The 18,331-nt window shown below is 62.7% G+C and carries 24 protein-coding genes and 1 tRNA gene; 13 read left to right on the plus strand and 12 right to left on the minus strand.

Translation table 11 applies throughout. The features are described from left to right. Positions 1-48 precede the first annotated feature (48 nt). The 3 genes from ASD07_RS07225 to ASD07_RS07235 form a co-directional block, all read right to left on the minus strand. Positions 49-1,518 carry a hypothetical protein gene (locus ASD07_RS07225; RefSeq protein ID WP_307143425.1) on the minus strand — a complete coding sequence of 490 codons (1,470 nt, stop codon included), beginning with the start codon at positions 1,516-1,518 and terminating at the stop codon, positions 49-51. A 173-nt stretch (positions 1,519-1,691) separates the two neighbouring features. Further along, a complete protein-coding gene (locus ASD07_RS07230) occupies positions 1,692-2,600 on the minus strand; it encodes an MBL fold metallo-hydrolase (RefSeq protein ID WP_055927227.1) in 909 nt (302 codons plus the stop codon). A 4-nt stretch (positions 2,601-2,604) separates the two neighbouring features. Further along, positions 2,605-2,829, minus strand: a complete 225-nt coding sequence (locus ASD07_RS07235) for a DUF1289 domain-containing protein (protein WP_055927230.1) — start codon at positions 2,827-2,829, stop codon at positions 2,605-2,607. Positions 2,830-2,935: 106 nt separating this feature from the next. Between ASD07_RS07235 and ASD07_RS07240 the strand changes: the two genes are divergently transcribed. Further along, complete coding sequence (locus ASD07_RS07240) at positions 2,936-3,904, plus strand: PHB depolymerase family esterase (RefSeq protein ID WP_055927233.1); 969 nt, start codon at positions 2,936-2,938, stop codon at positions 3,902-3,904. Here the strand turns inward: ASD07_RS07240 and ASD07_RS07245 are convergent. Beyond that, positions 3,846-4,109 carry a SemiSWEET transporter gene (locus ASD07_RS07245; protein WP_055927236.1) on the minus strand — a complete coding sequence of 88 codons (264 nt, stop codon included), beginning with the start codon at positions 4,107-4,109 and terminating at the stop codon, positions 3,846-3,848. The two genes, ASD07_RS07240 and ASD07_RS07245, sit on opposite strands and share 59 nt — an antisense overlap. Beyond that, a complete protein-coding gene (locus ASD07_RS29990; protein ID WP_082507176.1) occupies positions 4,099-4,317 on the minus strand; it encodes a hypothetical protein in 219 nt (72 codons plus the stop codon). Before ASD07_RS29990 ends, ASD07_RS07245 begins: the two co-directional genes overlap by 11 nt. Positions 4,318-4,469: 152 nt before the next feature. Here ASD07_RS29990 and argB point away from each other — a divergent pair, with 152 nt between their 5' ends. Both argB and ASD07_RS07255 read left to right on the plus strand, forming a co-directional pair. Further along, a complete protein-coding gene (argB, locus tag ASD07_RS07250; protein ID WP_154668170.1) occupies positions 4,470-5,363 on the plus strand; it encodes an acetylglutamate kinase in 894 nt (297 codons plus the stop codon). A gap of 39 nt (positions 5,364-5,402) precedes the next feature. Next, positions 5,403-5,477, plus strand: a tRNA-Thr gene (locus ASD07_RS07255). A 6-nt stretch (positions 5,478-5,483) separates the two neighbouring features. Here ASD07_RS07255 and ASD07_RS07260 read toward each other — a convergent pair. After that, positions 5,484-6,380 carry a TraB/GumN family protein gene (locus ASD07_RS07260; RefSeq protein ID WP_055927242.1) on the minus strand — a complete coding sequence of 299 codons (897 nt, stop codon included), beginning with the start codon at positions 6,378-6,380 and terminating at the stop codon, positions 5,484-5,486. 18 nt (positions 6,381-6,398) lie between these two features. On the opposite strand from ASD07_RS07260, the gene ASD07_RS07265 reads away from it, so the two are divergent. Genes ASD07_RS07265 through pabB form a run of 3 tightly spaced genes read left to right on the plus strand, consistent with a single transcriptional unit; the run spans position 6,399 to position 9,485 of the window. Continuing rightward, the gene (locus tag ASD07_RS07265) at positions 6,399-7,076 is read left to right on the plus strand and encodes a pyrimidine 5'-nucleotidase (protein ID WP_055927244.1); all 678 of its coding nucleotides are present in this window, start codon (positions 6,399-6,401) and stop codon (positions 7,074-7,076) included. 19 nt (positions 7,077-7,095) lie between these two features. Beyond that, the gene (gene slmA, locus ASD07_RS07270; protein ID WP_055927247.1) at positions 7,096-7,671 is read left to right on the plus strand and encodes a nucleoid occlusion factor SlmA; all 576 of its coding nucleotides are present in this window, start codon (positions 7,096-7,098) and stop codon (positions 7,669-7,671) included. Then, positions 7,668-9,485 (plus strand): aminodeoxychorismate synthase component I, encoded by a 1,818-nt coding sequence (pabB, locus tag ASD07_RS07275; RefSeq protein ID WP_055927250.1) that lies wholly within the window; start codon positions 7,668-7,670, stop codon positions 9,483-9,485. The genes slmA and pabB overlap by 4 nt, the downstream gene beginning before the upstream one ends. On the opposite strand, the gene ASD07_RS07280 is transcribed toward pabB, so the two are convergent. Together ASD07_RS07280 and ftrA are read right to left on the minus strand one after the other, a co-directional pair. Further along, a complete protein-coding gene (locus tag ASD07_RS07280; RefSeq protein ID WP_055927253.1) occupies positions 9,471-9,830 on the minus strand; it encodes a DUF1428 domain-containing protein in 360 nt (119 codons plus the stop codon). The genes pabB and ASD07_RS07280 overlap by 15 nt on opposite strands. A 30-nt stretch (positions 9,831-9,860) precedes the next feature. Next, positions 9,861-10,835 (minus strand): transcriptional regulator FtrA, encoded by a 975-nt coding sequence (gene ftrA / locus ASD07_RS07285; RefSeq protein WP_055927255.1) that lies wholly within the window; start codon positions 10,833-10,835, stop codon positions 9,861-9,863. 97 nt (positions 10,836-10,932) lie between these two features. On the opposite strand from ftrA, the gene ASD07_RS07290 reads away from it, so the two are divergent. After that, positions 10,933-11,346 carry a rhodanese-like domain-containing protein gene (locus ASD07_RS07290; RefSeq protein WP_055927258.1) on the plus strand — a complete coding sequence of 138 codons (414 nt, stop codon included), beginning with the start codon at positions 10,933-10,935 and terminating at the stop codon, positions 11,344-11,346. Here the strand turns inward: ASD07_RS07290 and ASD07_RS07295 are convergent, their stop codons facing one another. Further along, a complete protein-coding gene (locus tag ASD07_RS07295) occupies positions 11,347-11,952 on the minus strand; it encodes a glutathione peroxidase (protein WP_055927261.1) in 606 nt (201 codons plus the stop codon). It lies immediately after the preceding gene. Positions 11,953-11,989: 37 nt separating this feature from the next. Here ASD07_RS07295 and ASD07_RS07300 point away from each other — a divergent pair, with 37 nt between their 5' ends. Continuing rightward, positions 11,990-12,967 (plus strand): PHB depolymerase family esterase, encoded by a 978-nt coding sequence (locus ASD07_RS07300; RefSeq protein WP_055927265.1) that lies wholly within the window; start codon positions 11,990-11,992, stop codon positions 12,965-12,967. Here the strand turns inward: ASD07_RS07300 and ASD07_RS07305 are convergent. The 3 genes from ASD07_RS07305 to ASD07_RS07315 are packed head-to-tail and all read right to left on the minus strand — an operon-like array spanning position 12,933 to position 15,162. Then, positions 12,933-13,952 (minus strand): HAMP domain-containing sensor histidine kinase, encoded by a 1,020-nt coding sequence (locus ASD07_RS07305; protein WP_229207083.1) that lies wholly within the window; start codon positions 13,950-13,952, stop codon positions 12,933-12,935. The two genes, ASD07_RS07300 and ASD07_RS07305, sit on opposite strands and share 35 nt — an antisense overlap. Next, positions 13,924-14,655, minus strand: coding sequence for a response regulator (locus tag ASD07_RS07310; protein ID WP_055927271.1), 732 nt, complete (start codon positions 14,653-14,655; stop codon positions 13,924-13,926). The genes ASD07_RS07305 and ASD07_RS07310 overlap by 29 nt, the downstream gene beginning before the upstream one ends. A gap of 15 nt (positions 14,656-14,670) precedes the next feature. Continuing rightward, the gene (locus tag ASD07_RS07315) at positions 14,671-15,162 is read right to left on the minus strand and encodes a Spy/CpxP family protein refolding chaperone (protein ID WP_055927274.1); all 492 of its coding nucleotides are present in this window, start codon (positions 15,160-15,162) and stop codon (positions 14,671-14,673) included. 208 nt (positions 15,163-15,370) lie between these two features. On the opposite strand from ASD07_RS07315, the gene ASD07_RS07320 reads away from it, so the two are divergent. The 5 genes from ASD07_RS07320 to ASD07_RS07340 all read left to right on the plus strand — a co-directional run bounded on the left by ASD07_RS07320 (position 15,371) and on the right by ASD07_RS07340 (position 18,323). After that, positions 15,371-15,556 carry a hypothetical protein gene (locus ASD07_RS07320; protein WP_055927277.1) on the plus strand — a complete coding sequence of 62 codons (186 nt, stop codon included), beginning with the start codon at positions 15,371-15,373 and terminating at the stop codon, positions 15,554-15,556. 51 nt (positions 15,557-15,607) lie between these two features. Beyond that, the gene (locus ASD07_RS07325) at positions 15,608-15,895 is read left to right on the plus strand and encodes a hypothetical protein (protein ID WP_055927280.1); all 288 of its coding nucleotides are present in this window, start codon (positions 15,608-15,610) and stop codon (positions 15,893-15,895) included. 47 nt (positions 15,896-15,942) lie between these two features. Further along, positions 15,943-16,263, plus strand: coding sequence for a hypothetical protein (locus ASD07_RS07330; RefSeq protein WP_055927284.1), 321 nt, complete (start codon positions 15,943-15,945; stop codon positions 16,261-16,263). A gap of 47 nt (positions 16,264-16,310) precedes the next feature. Next, positions 16,311-16,601: a hypothetical protein gene (locus ASD07_RS07335; protein WP_055927286.1), complete on the plus strand. Its 291-nt coding sequence runs from the start codon at positions 16,311-16,313 to the stop codon at positions 16,599-16,601. A gap of 111 nt (positions 16,602-16,712) precedes the next feature. Further along, the gene (locus tag ASD07_RS07340; protein ID WP_055927288.1) at positions 16,713-18,323 is read left to right on the plus strand and encodes an alkaline phosphatase; all 1,611 of its coding nucleotides are present in this window, start codon (positions 16,713-16,715) and stop codon (positions 18,321-18,323) included. Positions 18,324-18,331 lie beyond the last annotated feature (8 nt).

Here is an 18,331-nt window from a genome sequence, read left to right on the forward strand (position 1 = left end):
CGGGCGATGAAAAACCTGATCTTGCAGCGCCCGCAAAACATTGTCAATTTAGGAACGCCACACCGAGGCCAGGACCTTCACTTTGGTCCATATCGACAAGCGTTCGTCCGACAGCGCATCGAGGAAGTCGGACAGGCGCTTGGACTTCGCCATGGTGTACACCGTCAGGGCAGTAGTAATGACGAAAACCGAGCCAAATATCCACACCCGGCGCGACATCGGCGCATCGGCTTCGGCCAGCAGGTTCATGCCGAGGAAGCCGGTGGTGATGGTACCGATCATGCCGAAGATGGTGACCACCGTCAGCCGCACGACGGTGTTGGCCTGGCGCCGCAGGCTGTCGGCCTCCAGGTAGCCGTTCATGTCGGCCACGCGGGTTTTCACCTCCGCATAGGCGCGCTCGATGTCGAGGTGCTGGCTGCTCATGCGAAACAGGGCGCGGATCTGCTGCTGGTCCGATATTTCGGTGAACCAGTATCGATGCGTGAAGCGCAGGAAGCTCTCGAAGGCGTAGCGGATACGGCGCTTGAAGGAGCGCACGCTGTCGGCATCAGTCACCTGCAGCTCCGTCAGCGCTTCTGCCAGGCGATCGGAGAACATCAGCAGCGACGCTTTCTGCAGGTGGGCGATCATGAATAGCAGGAAGTGCTGGTGGCGGAACTGCGACAGTACTCCGCGCTCCTTACAGCAGAAAAATTGCGAAGCCGCGTCGCCGACGACAACCAGCGCGTAGCCGCTGCAGATGTAGCGCGTGTAGGGCGCGGCGCCGCCGTTGCACCAGAAGCGGTCATAGAAATAGCGGCGGTCGACGCCGTCCGACTGCGTGCGCTGGGCGTCCGCCGGAGCGGAAGAAGTACCGGCCATCGTGCCCAAGGCCGCGAAATCGGCTGGCGACAGCTCGCTCGGACGCTCGACGGCAAGGTAGGCCATCATCGGCATGCGGTAGTACTCCACCTGCCGGTAGCGCAGTGCCGCCCTGGCGCCGGGGCCATCGGGCTCCATCGGCTCCAGCAGGTAGCGCCAGTGCGAAGCGATACGCGGCGTTTGGTGGCGCACCACCTGGTCGATGAAGGCTTGCCGCTCCTGCGCATCGGATTGCACCAGCAGGCGGCCGTCGGCATCGAGCCACTCGACGCCGTGCATGCAATGCAGGGCATTGCCCGCGTCATCCCAACCAGCGGGGTAGGCACGGCCGAAGCGGTACAACAGATCCTGCGCCTCATCGAACTGCAGGTCGTTGGCGCCGACCTCCATCACCAGCAGCACGATATCGACGTCGAAGAAGAAATGCAGGCAGAGGTTATGCACATCCAGCACGCGCGGTTCGGCGCCGGGGAGGGTCGTCACGCGAACCCGGGCGATGTCCTTGCGGCGGAAGATGCGGCGCTGGCCGGCGCCGAACAGGAAGCGCTGCACATAAGGCAGGAAGCTGACGAATTCGGTGTAATAGCGCTCCTGGAAAGCAGCGCTGGCATCCTGCGCGGAAGTGACTTCGCGCCACGGCGAATCGGCGCCCAAAAGTTCCCAAGGCCGCGCATGCGCACGCTCTGCCCCATCGGGCGGCATCAACCGCAAGGGCCATAAAAGAACCTGCCTTACATGCTGGACATGCGGGGATTGGGCGCTCATGCACCCAGTATAGCCGAGCCCGTGTCACACCCTGGGGTCACACCCCAGGGTGTGACACGAAGTCAGCCGTCGTTCAGGAGGATGTCGTTTTCGACGCGGGCGCTGCAGGCGCGCACCAGTTGCTTGATGGCCCAGGCGGCCAGCTCGTCGATGCTCATGCCAAGGTGGCGGCTGGCGATTGCCTGCATCAGGGGGATGGAGGCGAACAATGGCACTACGTCGGCTACCGGCATGCTTTGGCGCTCCAGCAGCAGGAATTTGAGCAGGACTTTGACAGCATACTCGGCATTGCGTTTCGGGTCGGCCGACAGGAAATCCAGGCGGCGGCGGGCGCGCGACAAAGCGGCTTCCACGTCGTCAAATACCGCGCCGTGGCCCGGGATCACGACTTTCACATCCAGGCCGGCAATCACGTCCAAGGTGGCCGCCGCTTCGGCAAAGCCTTCATCGCCTTCCAGCTCGGGGAAAATCACGCCGAAACCGTTTTGCCACAGCGCGTCGGCCGACACCAGTACCTTCTCCGACGGGCAATAGAAGATTACGGAGTGGGCATGGTGGCCTGGAGCGCCCAGCACCTGCCATTCCAGGTCGCCCAGCGCCAGCATTTCGCCGGCGGTGATCACGCCGTCGATGGAAAATCGTTCGCACTGCTGGCCGGTGGCCTTGAAACTGAGCGCGTCCTCGTCCCAGTGCCGCACTTTGTCCGCTTCCGGCTCGGGGATATAGGTGTCGCAGCCGAAATGCGCCTGCAGCGCCGCGTTGCCGCCACAGTGGTCGGAATGCAGGTGCGTGGTGTACAGGCGGTCCAGCCGGCGGCCGTGCAGGGCGTGCCGCACCAGGTCGAGCGTCTGCTGCTGGTGCGCGACGTAGCCGCTGTCGATCATGGCCGCGTCGTGTCGGCCCAACAGCAGGACGTTATTGGATGAGAGCCAGCCGCGTTCGAAAACGTGGATGGATGGGTGTAGCTTCATTGCGTCAGTCAAAGTCGATCAGTTGCTCACGGCGGCGCAGCTCGGCCCACACGGCGCGCTTGTAAGCGTCGTCGGCACGCGACCAGGCGACGATTTCGTCGATGGTGCGCAGGCAACCTTCGCAAAAACCGGTGTCCTGGTTCATCTTGCACAGGCTGATGCAGGGGGATGGCACGGGCGTGGCCAGTTCCGGCGCGCCTGGCGGCAGTTCAGTACTCATGGCCGACATTTTACCGCAGTGCGGCAAAAATGCCCGGAATGGCCATATACTGATGGGGCACCAGAACAAAAAAAATGGCGAGGAGACACCCTGACCAACCAGCTCCGAGGTGCTTATGAAGCTCGATCGCCATTGGTTTTCCCGCGCGCTGGGCCAGTTGGCGCGCAGCCGCCTGGGCCCTCCTGGCCCAGGCCAGCCGCAATTTATCGGCGGCGATTTCAATTGCCGCGCCGGTAGCCGCAGTTACAAGCTGTACGTGCCTTCCTGCTACCAAGGCCAGCCCATGCCGCTGCTGGTGATGCTGCACGGCTGTCTTCAAGATCCCGACGATTTCGCCGCCGGCACGCAAATGAATGCGGTGGCCGAGGAACGCGGCTGCCTGGTGCTGTACCCGGCGCAAACGCCGGATGCCAACCACACCCGATGTTGGAACTGGTTCAGCGCCCTCGACCAGGAACGCGGCCAGGGCGAGCCAGCCATCATCGCCGCCATGGCGCGCGACGTCATGGCCCACTACCCGGTGCTGCAAAGCGCGGTGTACATCGCCGGACTGTCGGCGGGCGGCGCTATGGCGATCATTGTTGGCACGCTTTATCCGGACCTGTTTGCCGCCGTTGGCGTGCACTCCGGCCTGCCTTTCGCTGCGGCGCGCGACCTGCCATCGGCCTTGCTGGCCATGCGCCGCGGCGCTGCACACGCACAGGCGGCACTGACAGCGGGCCAGCCGGTCATCGTGTTCCACGGGGACCAGGACCGCACCGTGCACCCGGCGAATGGCGAAGAGGTGCTGGCGCAGGGCTTGCGCAGCCACCCGCTGGGCGAGCAGGCCAGTCCGGCCACGCTGGCAGGCCAGGTGCCCGACGGCCACGCCTTCACGCTCAAGGCGCACTGGCTGGAAGACGGCTCGCCGCTGGGAGAACATTGGGTAATCCATGGCGCCGGCCACGCCTGGTCAGGCGGCAGCGCGGAAGGCAGCTACACCGACCCGCGCGGGCCGGATGCCAGCCGCGAGATGATGCGCTTTTTCAGCGCCGCGAAAAGTGCAGTTTCATCGCCAGCACGCACAGGGCCAGCACCAGGGTGATGCCGTTGGCGATGATCACCGGCCAGGCGTTGGTTTGCAGGCCGTACAGCAGCCACAGAAGCACGCCGATGCTGAAGATCAGGTACATGCCGGTGGAAATGCCTTCGGCGCTACGCTGGCGCCAGACCAGCAGGACTTGGGGTACAAAAGCGAAAGTGGTGCAGAAGGCGGCGATAAAGCCGAGCAGGTCAGGTTCAAGCAACATCAGTTGGAGTTTCCAGGGTGGCGATATGGGCACGCAGGCATGCAGGACACCAGCATCCGACCGCCTCGGCTCCGGGCACCGGAATGGCGGGCGGCAGGAAGGTGCACCAGCACGGTGTCTCGCCAGGCGCGCCAGTCGGCTCCTGGCCCGGCGGTGCATCGGCCATCGCGCACAGGAACTCGGCGCCGCAACGCTCACAGGTGCTCATATCATCAATGCAATCATGCGTAAGGGAGAAGGCCAGACTAGCGGATCAAACCGTAAATTACAACTCGATTGGCCCTATAATGCGCAGCATTGACCTTAAATCTAATTTTCTGGAACCCCGCCATGACCAACCTGCCTGTCCACGACCCGGATATGTCCACTGACCTGAGCGGCGTCACGCCCCAAGTCAAGGCCCAGATCCTGGCCGAGGCGCTGCCGTATATCCGCAATTACCACGGCAAAACCATCGTCATCAAATACGGTGGCAATGCCATGACCGAAGAGCGCCTGAAGCATGGCTTCGCGCGCGACCTGATCCTGCTGAAACTGGTGGGCATGAACCCGGTCGTGGTGCACGGCGGCGGACCGCAGATCGACAATGCGCTGAAGAAGATCGGCAAACAGGGCACCTTCGTGCAGGGTATGCGTATTACCGACGAAGAAACCATGGAAGTGGTGGAATGGGTGCTGGGCGGCGAAGTACAGCAGGACATCGTGATGCTGATCAACCACTACGGCGGCCAGGCAGTGGGCCTGACCGGCAAGGACGGTGGCCTGATCCGCGCCCGCAAGATGGCCATGCCGGACAAGGAAAAGCCAGGCCAGTTCCTGGACATCGGTTTCGTCGGCGAGATCGAGGCAATCAACCCGGCCGTGGTAAAAGCCCTGCAGGACGATGCCTTTATTCCAATTATTTCCCCGATCGGCTTCGGTAAAGATGGCCAGGCTTACAACATCAACGCTGACGTTGTAGCCGGCAAGATCGCCGAGATCCTGAAAGCTGAAAAGTTGATCATGATGACCAACATCGCCGGCGTGCAGGACAAGAACGGCAACCTGGTGACCGACCTGTCGGCGCGCGAAATCGACGAGATGTTCGCAGACGGTACGATTTCCGGCGGCATGCTGCCGAAAATTTCTTCCGCACTGGATGCCGCCAAGTCGGGCGTGAACACCGTGCACATCATCGACGGGCGAATTGAACACAGCCTGTTGCTGGAAGTCTTGACCGAACAGGCTTTTGGCACTATGATCCGGTCTCACTAAAAATTTTGGCGGCTTTCAACAGCCGCCGAAATCGTGAATGCCCTTGTAGCTCAGTGGTAGAGCACTCCCTTGGTAAGGGAGAGGCCACGTGTTCAATCCACGTCAAGGGCACCATTCTCCTTAGTAGATCCGCTCTACTTTCACGCCACGCTGGCGCAGCAGTTCCGCAACATTCCCCGATCCGACCAGATGCAGAGTGCCGATAGCGGCAAAACTGTGCTGTTCTTTTTTCATCATTTCCACGATGCCGTCGGCCAGCACGGGATTGCGCTCGTCCAGCAACACCCGCTTCATGAACTTGCCTGAGAAGGTCTTGTCCTCCTCCACCTCGCGCGCCAGCGCGTCGAACTTCGCGGCATCGGCGGAAGCCCAGGCATCGACCAGGTCGCGCGGCTGCACGCCCTGCTTGCTGTCTTCGAAGGTATCCAGGCTGTCTTCCAGGAAGCGCGCCTGCTCCTGCGGCGTCAGGCGGCCGAACAGCGCGGCCTGGCCGCCGACCGATTCCAGCTCCACTACGCGCTGCTTGCGGCCGTGCGCTGCACGTGCCAGTTGCAGGTCGATGCCCAATTCCGGACGGTAGCCCAGGGCACGGTATTCGCCGACGGTGATCATCATGACAATCAGCCATGGCTTCATCGACGCCACCATTTCAGGCGCGATGCCGTGCTTCTTCAACATGCTTTCCAGGCGCGGGCGGTATTCGGGACGGATGTCGGCCATGGCATTGCCGGCGCCGGGCGCGTACAGGCCATACTCGCGCATGACCGCCATGGACTTGGCCGGGTCGGCGGCGGGATCGACTTCCAGCGCAACCGCCGTGGCACGCTCCATGGCCTGCGTCACGCGCGGTTCGAGCGGATAAAAGTCGGGCAGGCCGACGTGGATAGTGCCGAACAACCAGGACGTATGGCCGGCGTATTCCAGCTTGTACAGCGCACCGCGCGCAGGCGGGGCGGCAGTGGCCGAGAAGCTCAACCCAAGCAGCAGGCAAAACATCACTATAATCGTGCGTCGCATAGTCTCTCCAAGTAGAACGTGAATATTAAACCTTTGGCACCGGTCTGGCTCTTCGACCTGGACAACACGCTGCACAATGCATCGCATGCCATCTTCCCCGCCATGGTGGAGAAGATGAATGCGTACATGGCGCGCGTGCTGGGCGATGGCGAAACGCCGGCCAGCGCAGAGGAAATCAGCGCCACCCGCGCCCTCTACTGGCAGCGCTACGGCGCCACCCTGCTCGGACTGGTGCGCCATCACGGCGTCGATGCGGCCCACTTCCTGCGCGAGACCCACGACCTGCCGGAAATCGAATCGATGATCCGTTTTGAGCGCGGCCTGGGGCAGTTGCTGCGCCGCCTGCCGGGCCGCAAGATCCTGCTGACCAATGCGCCGCGCGACTATGCGCGCAAGGTGGTCGGACACATGGGCATCGGCCGCCATTTCAGCGACCAGATCACCATCGAATCGATGCATGTGCATCGCCAGTTGCGCCCCAAGCCGTCGCGCATCATGCTGCGGCGGCTGATGCGCCGGAAGGGATTGAACCCGCGCCGGTGTATCCTTGTCGAAGACACGCTGGATAACCTGCGATCGGCTCATGCGCTGGGCATGCGCACGGTGTGGGTCACGCAATACCTGCTGAAACCGGGGAAAAAACCGGCGTGGCTTGATGTCAAAGTAAAATCGGTTAAAAAGCTGATAGAAATTTAAATAAACAGGTCCAATACCCATGGCAAGTACACAGCCCGGACAGCGCAAGCTGCAAATCCTCCAGGCACTGGCTGAAATGCTGGAGCATCCTAAAGGAGAAAAGATCACCACGGCTGCGCTGGCGCGCAAGCTGGATGTATCCGAGGCGGCCTTGTACCGCCATTTCGCCAGCAAGGCCCAGATGTTCGAGGGGCTGATCGAATTCATCGAGTCCACCGTGTTCGGCCTGATCAACCAGATCGCCGACAAACAGGCGGACGGCCTGTCCCAGGCGCGCGACATCCTGGGCATGCTGCTGCATTTCGCCAGCAGTAATCCGGGCATGACCCGGGTGCTGATCGGCGATGCGCTGGTCAACGAGGACGAGCGCCTGCAGCAGCGCATGAACCAGTTTTACGACCGCGTGGAACTGGCACTGAAACAGGCGCTGCGTGCTGCAGCGGCCGAAGGCCAGGCCCATGAGGCTGACGTGACTGCCCGCGCCGGGCTGCTGGTCAGCTTCGTACTGGGCCGCTGGCACCGTTACGCCAAGAGCGGCTTCAAGTCGAATCCTTCGCAGGATGCCGCCATACAGATTGCATTGCTCTTGAATTGAACTGCTTGTCCTTTGCTTTGCTGGACGACGCTAGCGTCGATCCAGCCAGCGGCGCTGGCCGTCCATCCCGCCTCTACACCGGACATAAGGCCACCCTCGCCTGCAGCGATTTCGCCGGCTGGCCGGGTGTATTGGCAGGGATGGAGCAGGCGCTCGCCCGCGGCTTGCATGCGGTGCCGGTGCTCAGCTACGAATTGGGCCACCATATCGTGGGGGTGGCGCCGCGCGCCGCCGCGCCCGGCGCGCCGCCGCTGGCGCAAATACTGCTGTTCGAGCGCTGCGACGAGCTGTCGCAATCCGAGGTGGCCGATTGGCTGGCGGCGCAGGCCGGTCCCGCTGCAGCTCCCGCCGGCGTGGCGGATATCCGCCCCAACGTGAGCGAAGCGCAGTTTGTCGACGCCATCGAGCGCATCCGCGATTACATCGCCGCCGGCGACACCTACCAGGTCAACTACACCTACCGCCTGCACTTCGACGCCTTCGGCTCGCTATTCGCGCTCTACCAGCGCTTGCGCGCCCGCCAGCCCGTGCCATATGGCGCCCTGATCGGCTTTGAAGACGGCCGCGCCGTGCTGTCGCTGTCGCCGGAACTGTTCGTGCGCAGGGAAGGCTGCACGCTGACCGCGCGCCCGATGAAAGGCACCGCCCCTGCAGCACCCGACGAACCGGAAAACGCACGCCGCGCAGCCGCCCTGGCAGCCGACCCGAAGAATCGCGCCGAGAACCTGATGATCGTCGACCTGCTGCGCAACGACATCGGCCGCGTGGCCGCTACCGGCAGCGTCGAAGTACCTAAGCTGTTCGAGGTTACGCGTTTCAGCAGCGTGCTGCAAATGACCTCCACCGTGCAGGCCCGCCTGCGCCAGGGCGCCACGCTGCAGGACATCTTCACCGCCCTTTACCCATGCGGCTCCATCACCGGCGCGCCCAAGAAGCGCACCATGGAAATCATCGCCGAGCTGGAGCCGGAGGCGCGCGGCATCTACACCGGCGCCATCGGATGGTTCGCCCCGGATGGGGATTTCTGCCTGAACGTCCCGATCCGCACGCTCACGCTGCAAGCGCAGCAAAACGGTATTCGCGAGGGTGTAATGGGGGTCGGCGCCGGCATTGTCTACGATAGCGAACCGCACGACGAATTCGCCGAATGCCAGTTGAAGGCCCGCTTCCTGACCGGCCTGCCGAATGATTTCGAACTGTTCGAAACCATGTACGCCACGCGCGAAGCCGGCCCGCGCCACCTGGGGCGCCACCTGCAACGCCTGCAGGCCTCCGCACGCTACTTCGGCTTCGCCTGGGACGAAGCAGCCGCGCGCGCCTACCTCGCACTGGCCTGCCAGGCCCTGCCCGCCGGCCAAGCACACCGCCTGCGGCTCGCCATGAACAGTGCCGGTGCTTTCGCCGTCCAAACCGCTGCTCTCACGCCCTTGCAGGAACCAGTACGCGTGCTGTTGTCCGACGACGCAACCGACAGCAGCGACCTTTTCCTGCGCCATAAATCGACCATTCGCGAACGCTATGACGCGGCATGGAAAGCCGCCGATGCCCAGGGCGCCTTCGACAAGCTGTTCTTCAATGAGCGTGGCGAGTTGACGGAGGGAGGTCGGAGCAATGTCTTCCTCCGCATCGACGGCATGTGGATAACGCCGCCTTTATCCACCGGCATCTTGCCGGGCGTGATGCGCGCCGTGATCCTCGAAGCCTGGGGCGCGCAAGAACGCATCGTCACGCGCGGCATGCTGCTGGCCGCGGAGGAAATCATGGTCTGCAATTCCCTGCGCGGCGCGATGCGCGCCAGCCTACAGGTCGATTAGCATCTCGAAGCCGCCATAGATCAACCGTTTGCCGTCAAACGGCATCTTGGCGGGATCCATCATTTCCTTCATGCGCGGGTCTGCCATCACCTTCTCGTTGCAGGAATCGCGCACCTGGCGCGAGGGATAGATAATCCACGAGAACACAACCACTTCGCCGTCCTCCAGCTTGACCGCTTGCGGGAAGGAAGTGTGAACGCCCACTTTCACGTCGTCAGCCACAGTTTCGCGGTATTCCGTGGCGCCGTATTCGCGCCACACCTTGGCACACTGGCGCGACATCTCCAGGTATGCATCCATTTTGCTGCGGGGGACCGGCACAATGAAGCCATCGACATAAGCCATGTGAATCTCCTTGTGAAGTGAGCCCTCAGCTTATGCCGCACGATTGGCCGTGACAAGGAAAGCACGCCGGTATGCGCCCGGCGTGGTCGAGGCAATGCGGCGGAAATGGTGGCGCAGCGACTCTTCCGACCCGAAACCCGCCCGCTCGGCTACCTGGGCCAGCGCAATATCGGGTGATTCCAGCAAATCCTTCGCAATCGCTACCCTCTCGCGTGACAGCCAGTCGACCGCTCCCATGCCGGTAGCGTCCTGGAATTGGCGCTGCAAGGTGCGCGGGCTCATGGCCGCGCGCTCGGCCATGCTGGCCACGGTGTGGGGCTCGGCCGGATGGCTGCGCAGCCAGTCCATCAGGCGCGACAGCCTGCCCTGCTCATCATGGGCCATAGGCCGCGGCAGGAACTGCGCCTGGCCGCCTTCGCGATGCGGCGCCACCACCAGCCGCTGCGCCACCATATTGCCGACGCGCGCGCCGTAATCGCGCCGCACCAGGTGCAGCAGCATATCCAGTCCCGCGGCCGAGCCGGCCGAGGTAATGATTTGCCCTTCGTCGACATACAGGTCGTCCGCCAGCGCACGGATGCGCGGATAACGGCGCTCCAGACGTTCAACGTAGCGCCAGTGGGTGGTGGCGCGCAGCCCATCGAGCACGCCGGCAGCAGCCAGGATGAAAACGCCGGAACAGATGGTGCACAGGCGAGCGCCGCGTGCGTGGGCAGCACGGATTTGCGTCAGAAGGGCTTCCGGCGGCTTTTCGTCGGCATCGCGCCAGCCTGGAATCACGATGGTGTCGGCGCGCTCCAGCAGCGAGGGGTCGTAAGGTGCCTGCACCACAATGCCGCCCGCCGCGCGGATCGGCCCCTGCTCGACAGCGCAAACGGCAAAGTCGTACCAGTCAACGCCCAGCTCCGGACGATCGAGGGCAAACAATTCGACCGTGCAGCCGAATTCGAAGGTGCACAGGCCGTCGTAGGCCAGCGCCACGACCAGGTGTTTTTTCGCGCTCATGGCGCAATCTTAACGCAATATGGCATTCGCGCCACTGCCTGGGGCGGAGCCGGCGGCCGACAATGGAGCCACTTTCAACCGCTACAGGAGAATCCAGATGCCATCCATCGTCACCGAAATCGCCGCCGCCCCGAGTGCCGACGCCCTCGCTCACTTCGAAGATTCGCTGCGATTTGAAACCGATTGCTGGGATGTCCACAGCGTGATGGGCACCGCGCAGCAGGATTTCGTGCTGCTCGACGTACGGGGAACGGAGAAATTTGCAGCCGGTCACGTGCCCGGCGCGGTGGACCTGGCGCAGCGCAAGATTATCGGCTCCAAACTGGCCGGATACCCGCCGGAGACCGTGTTTGTCACTTACTGCGCCGGCCCGCACTGCAACGGCGCAGCGCGGGCGGCAATCCGGCTGGCCAAGCTTGGCCGTCCGGTGAAGATCATGACCGGAGGGATCACCGGCTGGCTGGATGAAGGCTTCGCCCTCGCCTCCGCGCCGGTGGCCGCCGCCGCGTAATCAGCCCGCGAGGGCCTTCTCGAGCGCTTCAACCAGCGCCTTGTCATCCGGTTTGACCTTGCTCGGGAAGCTCTCGACCACATTGCCCTTGCGATCGATCAGGTATTTATGGAAGTTCCAGGCCGGCGTCCTGCCGGTCGCCTTGATCAGCTTCGCATAGAACGGATTCGGCGCCTCGCCCGACACCACGGACTTGGCGAACATCGGGAACTTCACGCCATAAGTGTTGTAGCAGAGGTCAGAGATCTCCTTGCTGCTGCCAGGTTCCTGCCTGCCGAAATCATTCGACGGGAAGCCCAGCACGACCAGACCTTTTCCCGAGTATTTCGCATACACTTCTTCCAGTCCTTTGTACTGCGGGGTATAGCCGCAAAAACTGGCCGTGTTGACCACCAGGATCACTTTGCCGGCGTACTGGCACAGGTCCTGCGGCGCATCGTCCTGCAGGCGGTTGAAGGACTGTTTCAGGATGGCGGGGCAGCTCGCCGCCGGCGCATTGGCGCTGGGGGCGGCTGCAGGTTGCGCGGCAGGTGCCTGTGCAAAGGCAGCAGCAGCGCTTAGGCTCAGCGCGGACAGCGCTGCAAACTTGGTGAGGATAGATGGCATGGGTAGTCTCTTCCGGTACGTTCGAATTTCCGATTGTATGACAATTGCAGGCTGCACGTTGACGCTGGCCGCCGCACAAGCCGTGGCCGGGCCGGCGCCGCTGCCCGCGATGAAAGCGCAGCAGGTATCGATATCCGGCCTGTCGTCGGGTGCCTTCATGGCGGTGCAATACCAGGTCGCCTACTCCGGCAGCGTGGTTGGCGCAGGCATCATCGCCGGCGGCAGTTATTACTGCGCGCAAGGCAGCATGATGAACGCCATCGGAAGCTGCAAAGGCGCCGACGTCGGCGAGCTGGCGGCGGTGACCCGCAAGCGCGCCGAGGCCGGCCAGGTCGATCCGGTCGCGAAACTGGCCTCGCATCGCGTATGGATGTTCTCCGGCACCCTCGACAAGCTGGTGCCGCCGGCCGCGATGGCCGACCTGGCGAAATACTACGCAGCCTTCATTCCCGCCGCACAGCTTCAATACAAGAACGACCTGGCCGCCGGCCATGCCATGCCGACCGACAGCTATGGCAACAAGTGCGACGCACTGGCCGCGCCGTTCATCAGCAATTGCGGCTTCGACGCGGCCGGCGGCCTGCTGCAATGGATTTACGGACCGCTGAAAGCGCGCGCCGACAACGCCGCCCCGGCGGGCAAGCTGCAGGAATTCGACCAGTCCGAATTCCTCCCTTCGCCCACCACGCACGGCATGGCCAACACCGGCTATGTCTACATTCCACCGGGTTGCGAAACCGGCGGCGCGGGCTGCAAGCTGCACATCGCCCTGCACGGCTGCATGCAGGACATCGGCACCTTGAAAGATACCTATGCCCGCCACGCCGGCTACAACGCCTGGGCCGACACCAACCGCATCGTGGTGCTCTATCCGCAAACGGCGGCAATCAGCCCGATGCCCAATCCCAAAGCGTGCTGGGACTGGTGGGGCTACGACGATCCGGACTACTCGGTGCAGGGCGGCCGCCAGCTGCGCGCCATCAAACGGATGGCTGACCGCCTGACGGGAGCGTAACCCGGAAGCACGCGCCATGCTCGCCGTTTGGCAGGCATTCGACCTCGCCGCCATGGCGGCGGACAATCTGGCGCACCAGCGACAGGCCCAGCCCGACGCTGCCCGCCTTCTCCGATGCCCCGGGAAGCCGATGGAACGGCTGAAAGATGCGCTCACGCTCGGCCGCCGGTACACCCGGACCCCGATCGCAAACATCGAGCATGGTTCCGCCCGCAGCGCCGGCCAGCATCACGCTCACCTCGGCCTCGCCGCCATGGCGCCGGGCGTTTTCGAGCAGGTTGCGCACCATGCGGCGCAACAGCGTCGCATCGCCGCGCACGACGCCTGCGCCCCCGTCCAGCGCAGCATCAAGCCGCGCGCACTCTTCGGCGACGATACCGGTAAAGTCCACCTCTTCCGGTGCCGCACCATCCTGCGGCACCGCATCGAGCCGGCTGGCCAGCAAGACTTCATCGATCAACTGGTCCAACTCCGCAATATTTCGTGCCAATTCCTGGCGTATCGACGGACTGGCTGAATCCTGCAGCAGTTCGACCGCCATGCGGATCCGCGCCAAAGGCGACCGCAGTTCATGCGACGCGTTGGCCAGCAAGGATTTTTGCGCCTCCACCAGCGCCTCGATGCGCGCGGCCGAATCGTTGAAGCTGGCCGCCAGTTGCGCCACTTCGTCCGAGCCCTTGGCATCGACGCGCGCGGCCAGGTCCCCACGCCCCCAAGCCTGCACACTGCCCTGCAGTTGCTCCAGCCTGCGCGTTATCCGCCGCACGACCGGATAGGCGCCCGCCGCAATCACAATCGCGATCATCAGTAGCAGCAGCGTCACCGCCATGGTGGCATTGCGCGGCATATGACGCGGCGGAGCGAACCAGAAGTGGATGTAGCCGAACATCAGGACGGCCAGCAGGATGCAGGCCAGCAGCGTCGCGTAAATGCGCACGTACATGCGCGAGCCGAGGCTACGCATCCTGGACTTTCGCGAAGACATAACCGGCGCCGCGCACGGTGATGATGCGGCGCGGTGCCTTGGGATCATCTTCGATCGCCGCGCGCACTCGGCCCACATGAACGTCAATGGAACGGTCAAATGGCTCCAGCGCGCCGCCTTTGAGCGCATCGATCAACTGTTCGCGCGACAACACGCGGCCGGCGCTGTGGGCGAAGGCCATCAAAAGATCGAACTGGTAAGCCGTCAGCGGGCGCTCGGCGCCATCGACACGCGCAATGCGTGCGCCGGGGTCGATTTCAAGGCGCCCGAAGCGCAACGGCGGTTCGGCGCCCGAGGCCCCGGCCGGGCCTGCCAGGGTCGGACGGCGCAACAGGGCACGCAAGCGCGCCAGCAACTCGCGCGGCTCGAATGGCTTGGGCAAATAGTCGTCGGCCCCAAGCTCCAGGCCGATGACACGATCCAGCGGATCCCCCTTGGCCGTCAGCATCAGCACGGGCAGGCTGCGCAGCGGTTGCGGCATGCCGCGCAGGCGGCGGCAGACCTCCAACCCATCGAGGTCGGGCAACATCAGGTCCAGGATCAAGGCGGAGAAACTGCCCGGCGCGGCCTGCGCCAGCCGATCCAATCCCGCCTGCGCGGTACAGGCATGCTCCACGCGCAGGCCATTCTGGGCCAGGTAGGTTTCAACCATGGCCGCCAGGCGCTGGTCGTCGTCGATGATGAGGACAAGGGGTTGGGACATGGTTGAAACTATAACTTAATGACTCCCCATATGGCTCGTCGCCATCATGTGCAAGGCCCCATTGAACCTGGTGCGCTGTTCCGGCGAGAGCACTTCGGCGGCATCCATCGCCGCCGCCAGCACGCGGCGCGACATCAGGTCCATTTTCTGCACATGGTCGGCGCGCAGGGCCTCCAGCGCAGCGCGGTCGATCGCCGGCTGGGAGAGCTGGCGCGACATCGCCTCATGCCCCTCCTGCAATTGCTGGTGGATCGGCTTCACGTCGTTGAAGCAGGCCTTGGCGATTTCGGCCAGGCGCGATTTCTGGGCCTCCGTCGCATCGGGCAGGATGTGCGCCACCATTGTTTGGATGTGCTTGTCCGCCTGTGCGGCATCCATCGTCCACGGACTATGGCCATGGCCGTGGACGTGGCCCTGGCCGCCTGCATGGTCTGCACCGGCATAAGCTCCGGAACCACCCAGGGCGGCAACAACAGCGGCAATTGCGATCCAGGACTTCTTGTTCATGACATCTCCTGATAAAGGTTTGTGGGTAGGGCCACTTTAGGGAGCCGGCATGTCGCTTCGATGAGTCCTGCGTAAAGTTTTGTAAATCTGCGACAAATGTAAGGGTTTGTAATGACGGTCAACACACTGCTGAGTGAACCCGTTTTCAGCTCAGTGACACAGGAAACAGTGCGCTACACAAGATCAACTAAATAGTGAGGATTTAAAAATGAAAAAAGTCATCGCAACCCTGATCGCCGGCCTGTTCGCAAGCGCCGCATTCGCACAACAAACTCCTGCCCCAGCTACCCCAGCGGTCCCGGAAGTCAAAGCTGAAGTCAAGGCCGAAGTCAAAGCCGAGGTCAAACAAGAAGTTAAGCAGGAAGTTCAAAAGCCTGCAGCTGAAAGAAAGTAATCGAATAATTAGCTAAACGATTTATACAAATTCTTCCAAAGGACACGCACCATGAAAAAGACCATCGCTACCCTGATCGCCGGCCTGTTTGCTACCGCTGCCTTCGCTACCACTCCGGTTGCCCCAACCACTCCAGCGCCAGCAGCAGCTCCTGCGGCAGCCGTGGCAGCCACCAGCGCCAAGGCTGAAGCCAAGGTAGACGCGAAAGTCGAGAAGAAAATCGAACACAAAGGCACGCACAAGAAGGCTGAAAAGCCTGCTGAAACCAAAACCGAAGTGAAGGCGGGCGCCACCCCCGCAGCTGCGCCTGCGCCATCCGCCGCTCCAGCAGCCAAGTAATCCTCGCCAAACCGAATTTAAGACTACTGATTAAAAGGACACATACCATGAAAAAGACCATCGCTACCCTGATCGCCGGCCTGTTCGCTACCGCTGCATTCGCTACCACCCCTGTTGTTCCAGCCGCTCCGGCGCCGGCGGCAGCTCCTGCGGCCGAAGCCAAGGTAGAAGCAAAAGCAGAAGCCAAGACCGAAGCAAAAGTCGAGAAGAAATCCGTGCACAAAGCAGCACACAAGAAGGCGGAAAAGCCTGTTGAAACCAAGTCTGAAGTGAAGGCGAGCCCGGCTGCGACCACGGCCGCGGCGCCTGCACCGGCTGCAGCTCCTGCTCCTGCTCCAGCTCCTGCCGCAACCCCGGCAGCCAAGTAATCTTTGCCAATCGCGCAGCCCCAAACTCGACTTAAAGGACACACACCATGAAAAAGACCATCGCTACCCTGATCGCCGGCCTGTTCGCTTCCGCTGCTTTCGCTACCACCCCGGTTGCTCCAGCTGCTCCGGCGCCGGCAGCAGCGCCAGCCGCTGAAGCCAAAGTAGAAGCCAAAGCAGAAACCAAGACCGAAGCAAAAGTGGCAAAGAAAACCACTCACAAGAGCACCCACAAGAAGGCCGAAAAGCCTGTTGAAACCAAGTCCGAAGTGAAGGCGAGCCCGGCCCCAGTCACGGCCGCGGCGCCTGCACCGGCAGCAGCTCCTGCAGCCAAGTAATCCCGCCTCTCCCCAAAAAGGCCTCTTCGAGCACGAAGAGGCCTTTCTTCATTTGCCCGTCACATTCGGAAAATACATTGATGTACCGTCCAACATCAATGAGGTTTCAATATGACGAATCCCGGCTATACCCGCCGACGCTTCCTCACCCACAGCGGGGCATTCACAGTAGGCAGCGCAGCGTTCGGCCTGGCAGGTTGCGGCTCCGGCAGCTCCACGGCAGCGCCGAACATCATTGCTTCCGAATCCGAACGTCCCAAGCTGCCGTATGGATTCCAGATCGGCGACATCGCTGATGGCCGCGCCATGGTATGGGCACGTTCCGACCGCCCGGCCCGCATGCGCGTGGAGTTCGATACCACTGAAAGCTTCCTTAATCCACGCCAGGTGATCGGCCCGACTGCCACCGAGGCAAGCGATTTCACCAGCCGTATTGAGTTGACCGGACTGCCTTCCGGCGAGAAGATATTCCTGCGCGTCTCCTACGACAGCGCCACCGACCTGAAAATCGGCAGCGAACTCGCGACAGGCAGTTTCCGCACCCTCCCATCGCCGGACGGCAAACGCCCGGTGCGTTTCGTGTGGAGCGGCGATACCGCAGGCCAGGGTTGGGGCATCAATCCCGAATTTGGCGGCATGAAGATCTACGAAGCCATGCGCAAGCGCCAGCCGGACTTCTTTGTCCACAGCGGCGACAATATTTATGCCGATGGGCCGATCAGCGCCGAAACCAAAGCGGAAAATGGCCGCATCTGGAAGAACATCGTTACCCCGGAAGTGTCGAAAGTCGCCGAAACGCTCAATGAATTCCGCGGCCGCTACCGATACAACCTGATGGACGAGAATGTCCGCCGTTTCAACGCCGAAGTAGCGCAGATATGGCAGTGGGACGACCACGAAGTCACCAACAACTGGTCGGCGTCGAAGGACCTGGGAGGCGACACCCGTTACACCGAGAAAAATATCCAGACGCTGATCGCGCGCGGCAGACAAGCCTTCCTGGAATACGCCCCGATGCGCTGGGGCGACCAGCCTGAATCGCAGCGCGTCTACCGGCGGATTCCCTACGGCCCCTTGCTTGACGTGTTCGTCCTCGACATGCGCTCGTATCGCGGCCCGAACAGCACCAACCTGCAAGCCGTCGAGAGCGACGCAAGCGCCTTCCTTGGCCCGGCACAAGTCAAATGGCTCAAGGACTCGCTCGCGCAATCAACCGCAACGTGGAAAGTGATTGCCGCCGACATGCCGATCGGCCTGCAGGTGCCCGACGGCAAGGACGCCGGCGGCACCGCACGCTGGGAAGCAATCGCCAACGGCAATGATGGCGTGCCTTTGGGCCGCGAAATCGAAATGGCCGGCCTGCTGCGCGACATCAAGCCGATCAAGAACGTGGTGTGGATAACTGCCGACGTGCACTACTGCGCCGCCCATTACTACGATCCGGCGCAGGCCCAGTTCACCGACTTTTCGCCATTCTGGGAGTTCGTTGCAGGCCCGCTGAACGCAGGTACTTTCGGCCCCAACGCCCTGGACGCCACGTTCGGGCCACAGGTCAAATTCCAGAAAGCCCCACCCGCCGGACAGTCCAACCTTTCACCATTCGCCGGTTTCCAGTTCTTCGGTGAAGTGAACGTCGACCCATTGACGAAAGCGTTCACCATCGACCTCAGGGACCTGGACGGCGCTTCGGTCTACTCCAACACCTTGCCGCCGGCGGCCTGACCCGGCAG

Source organism: Duganella sp. Root336D2 (assembly GCF_001425005.1).
GTDB lineage: Bacteria > Pseudomonadota > Gammaproteobacteria > Burkholderiales > Burkholderiaceae_D > Rugamonas.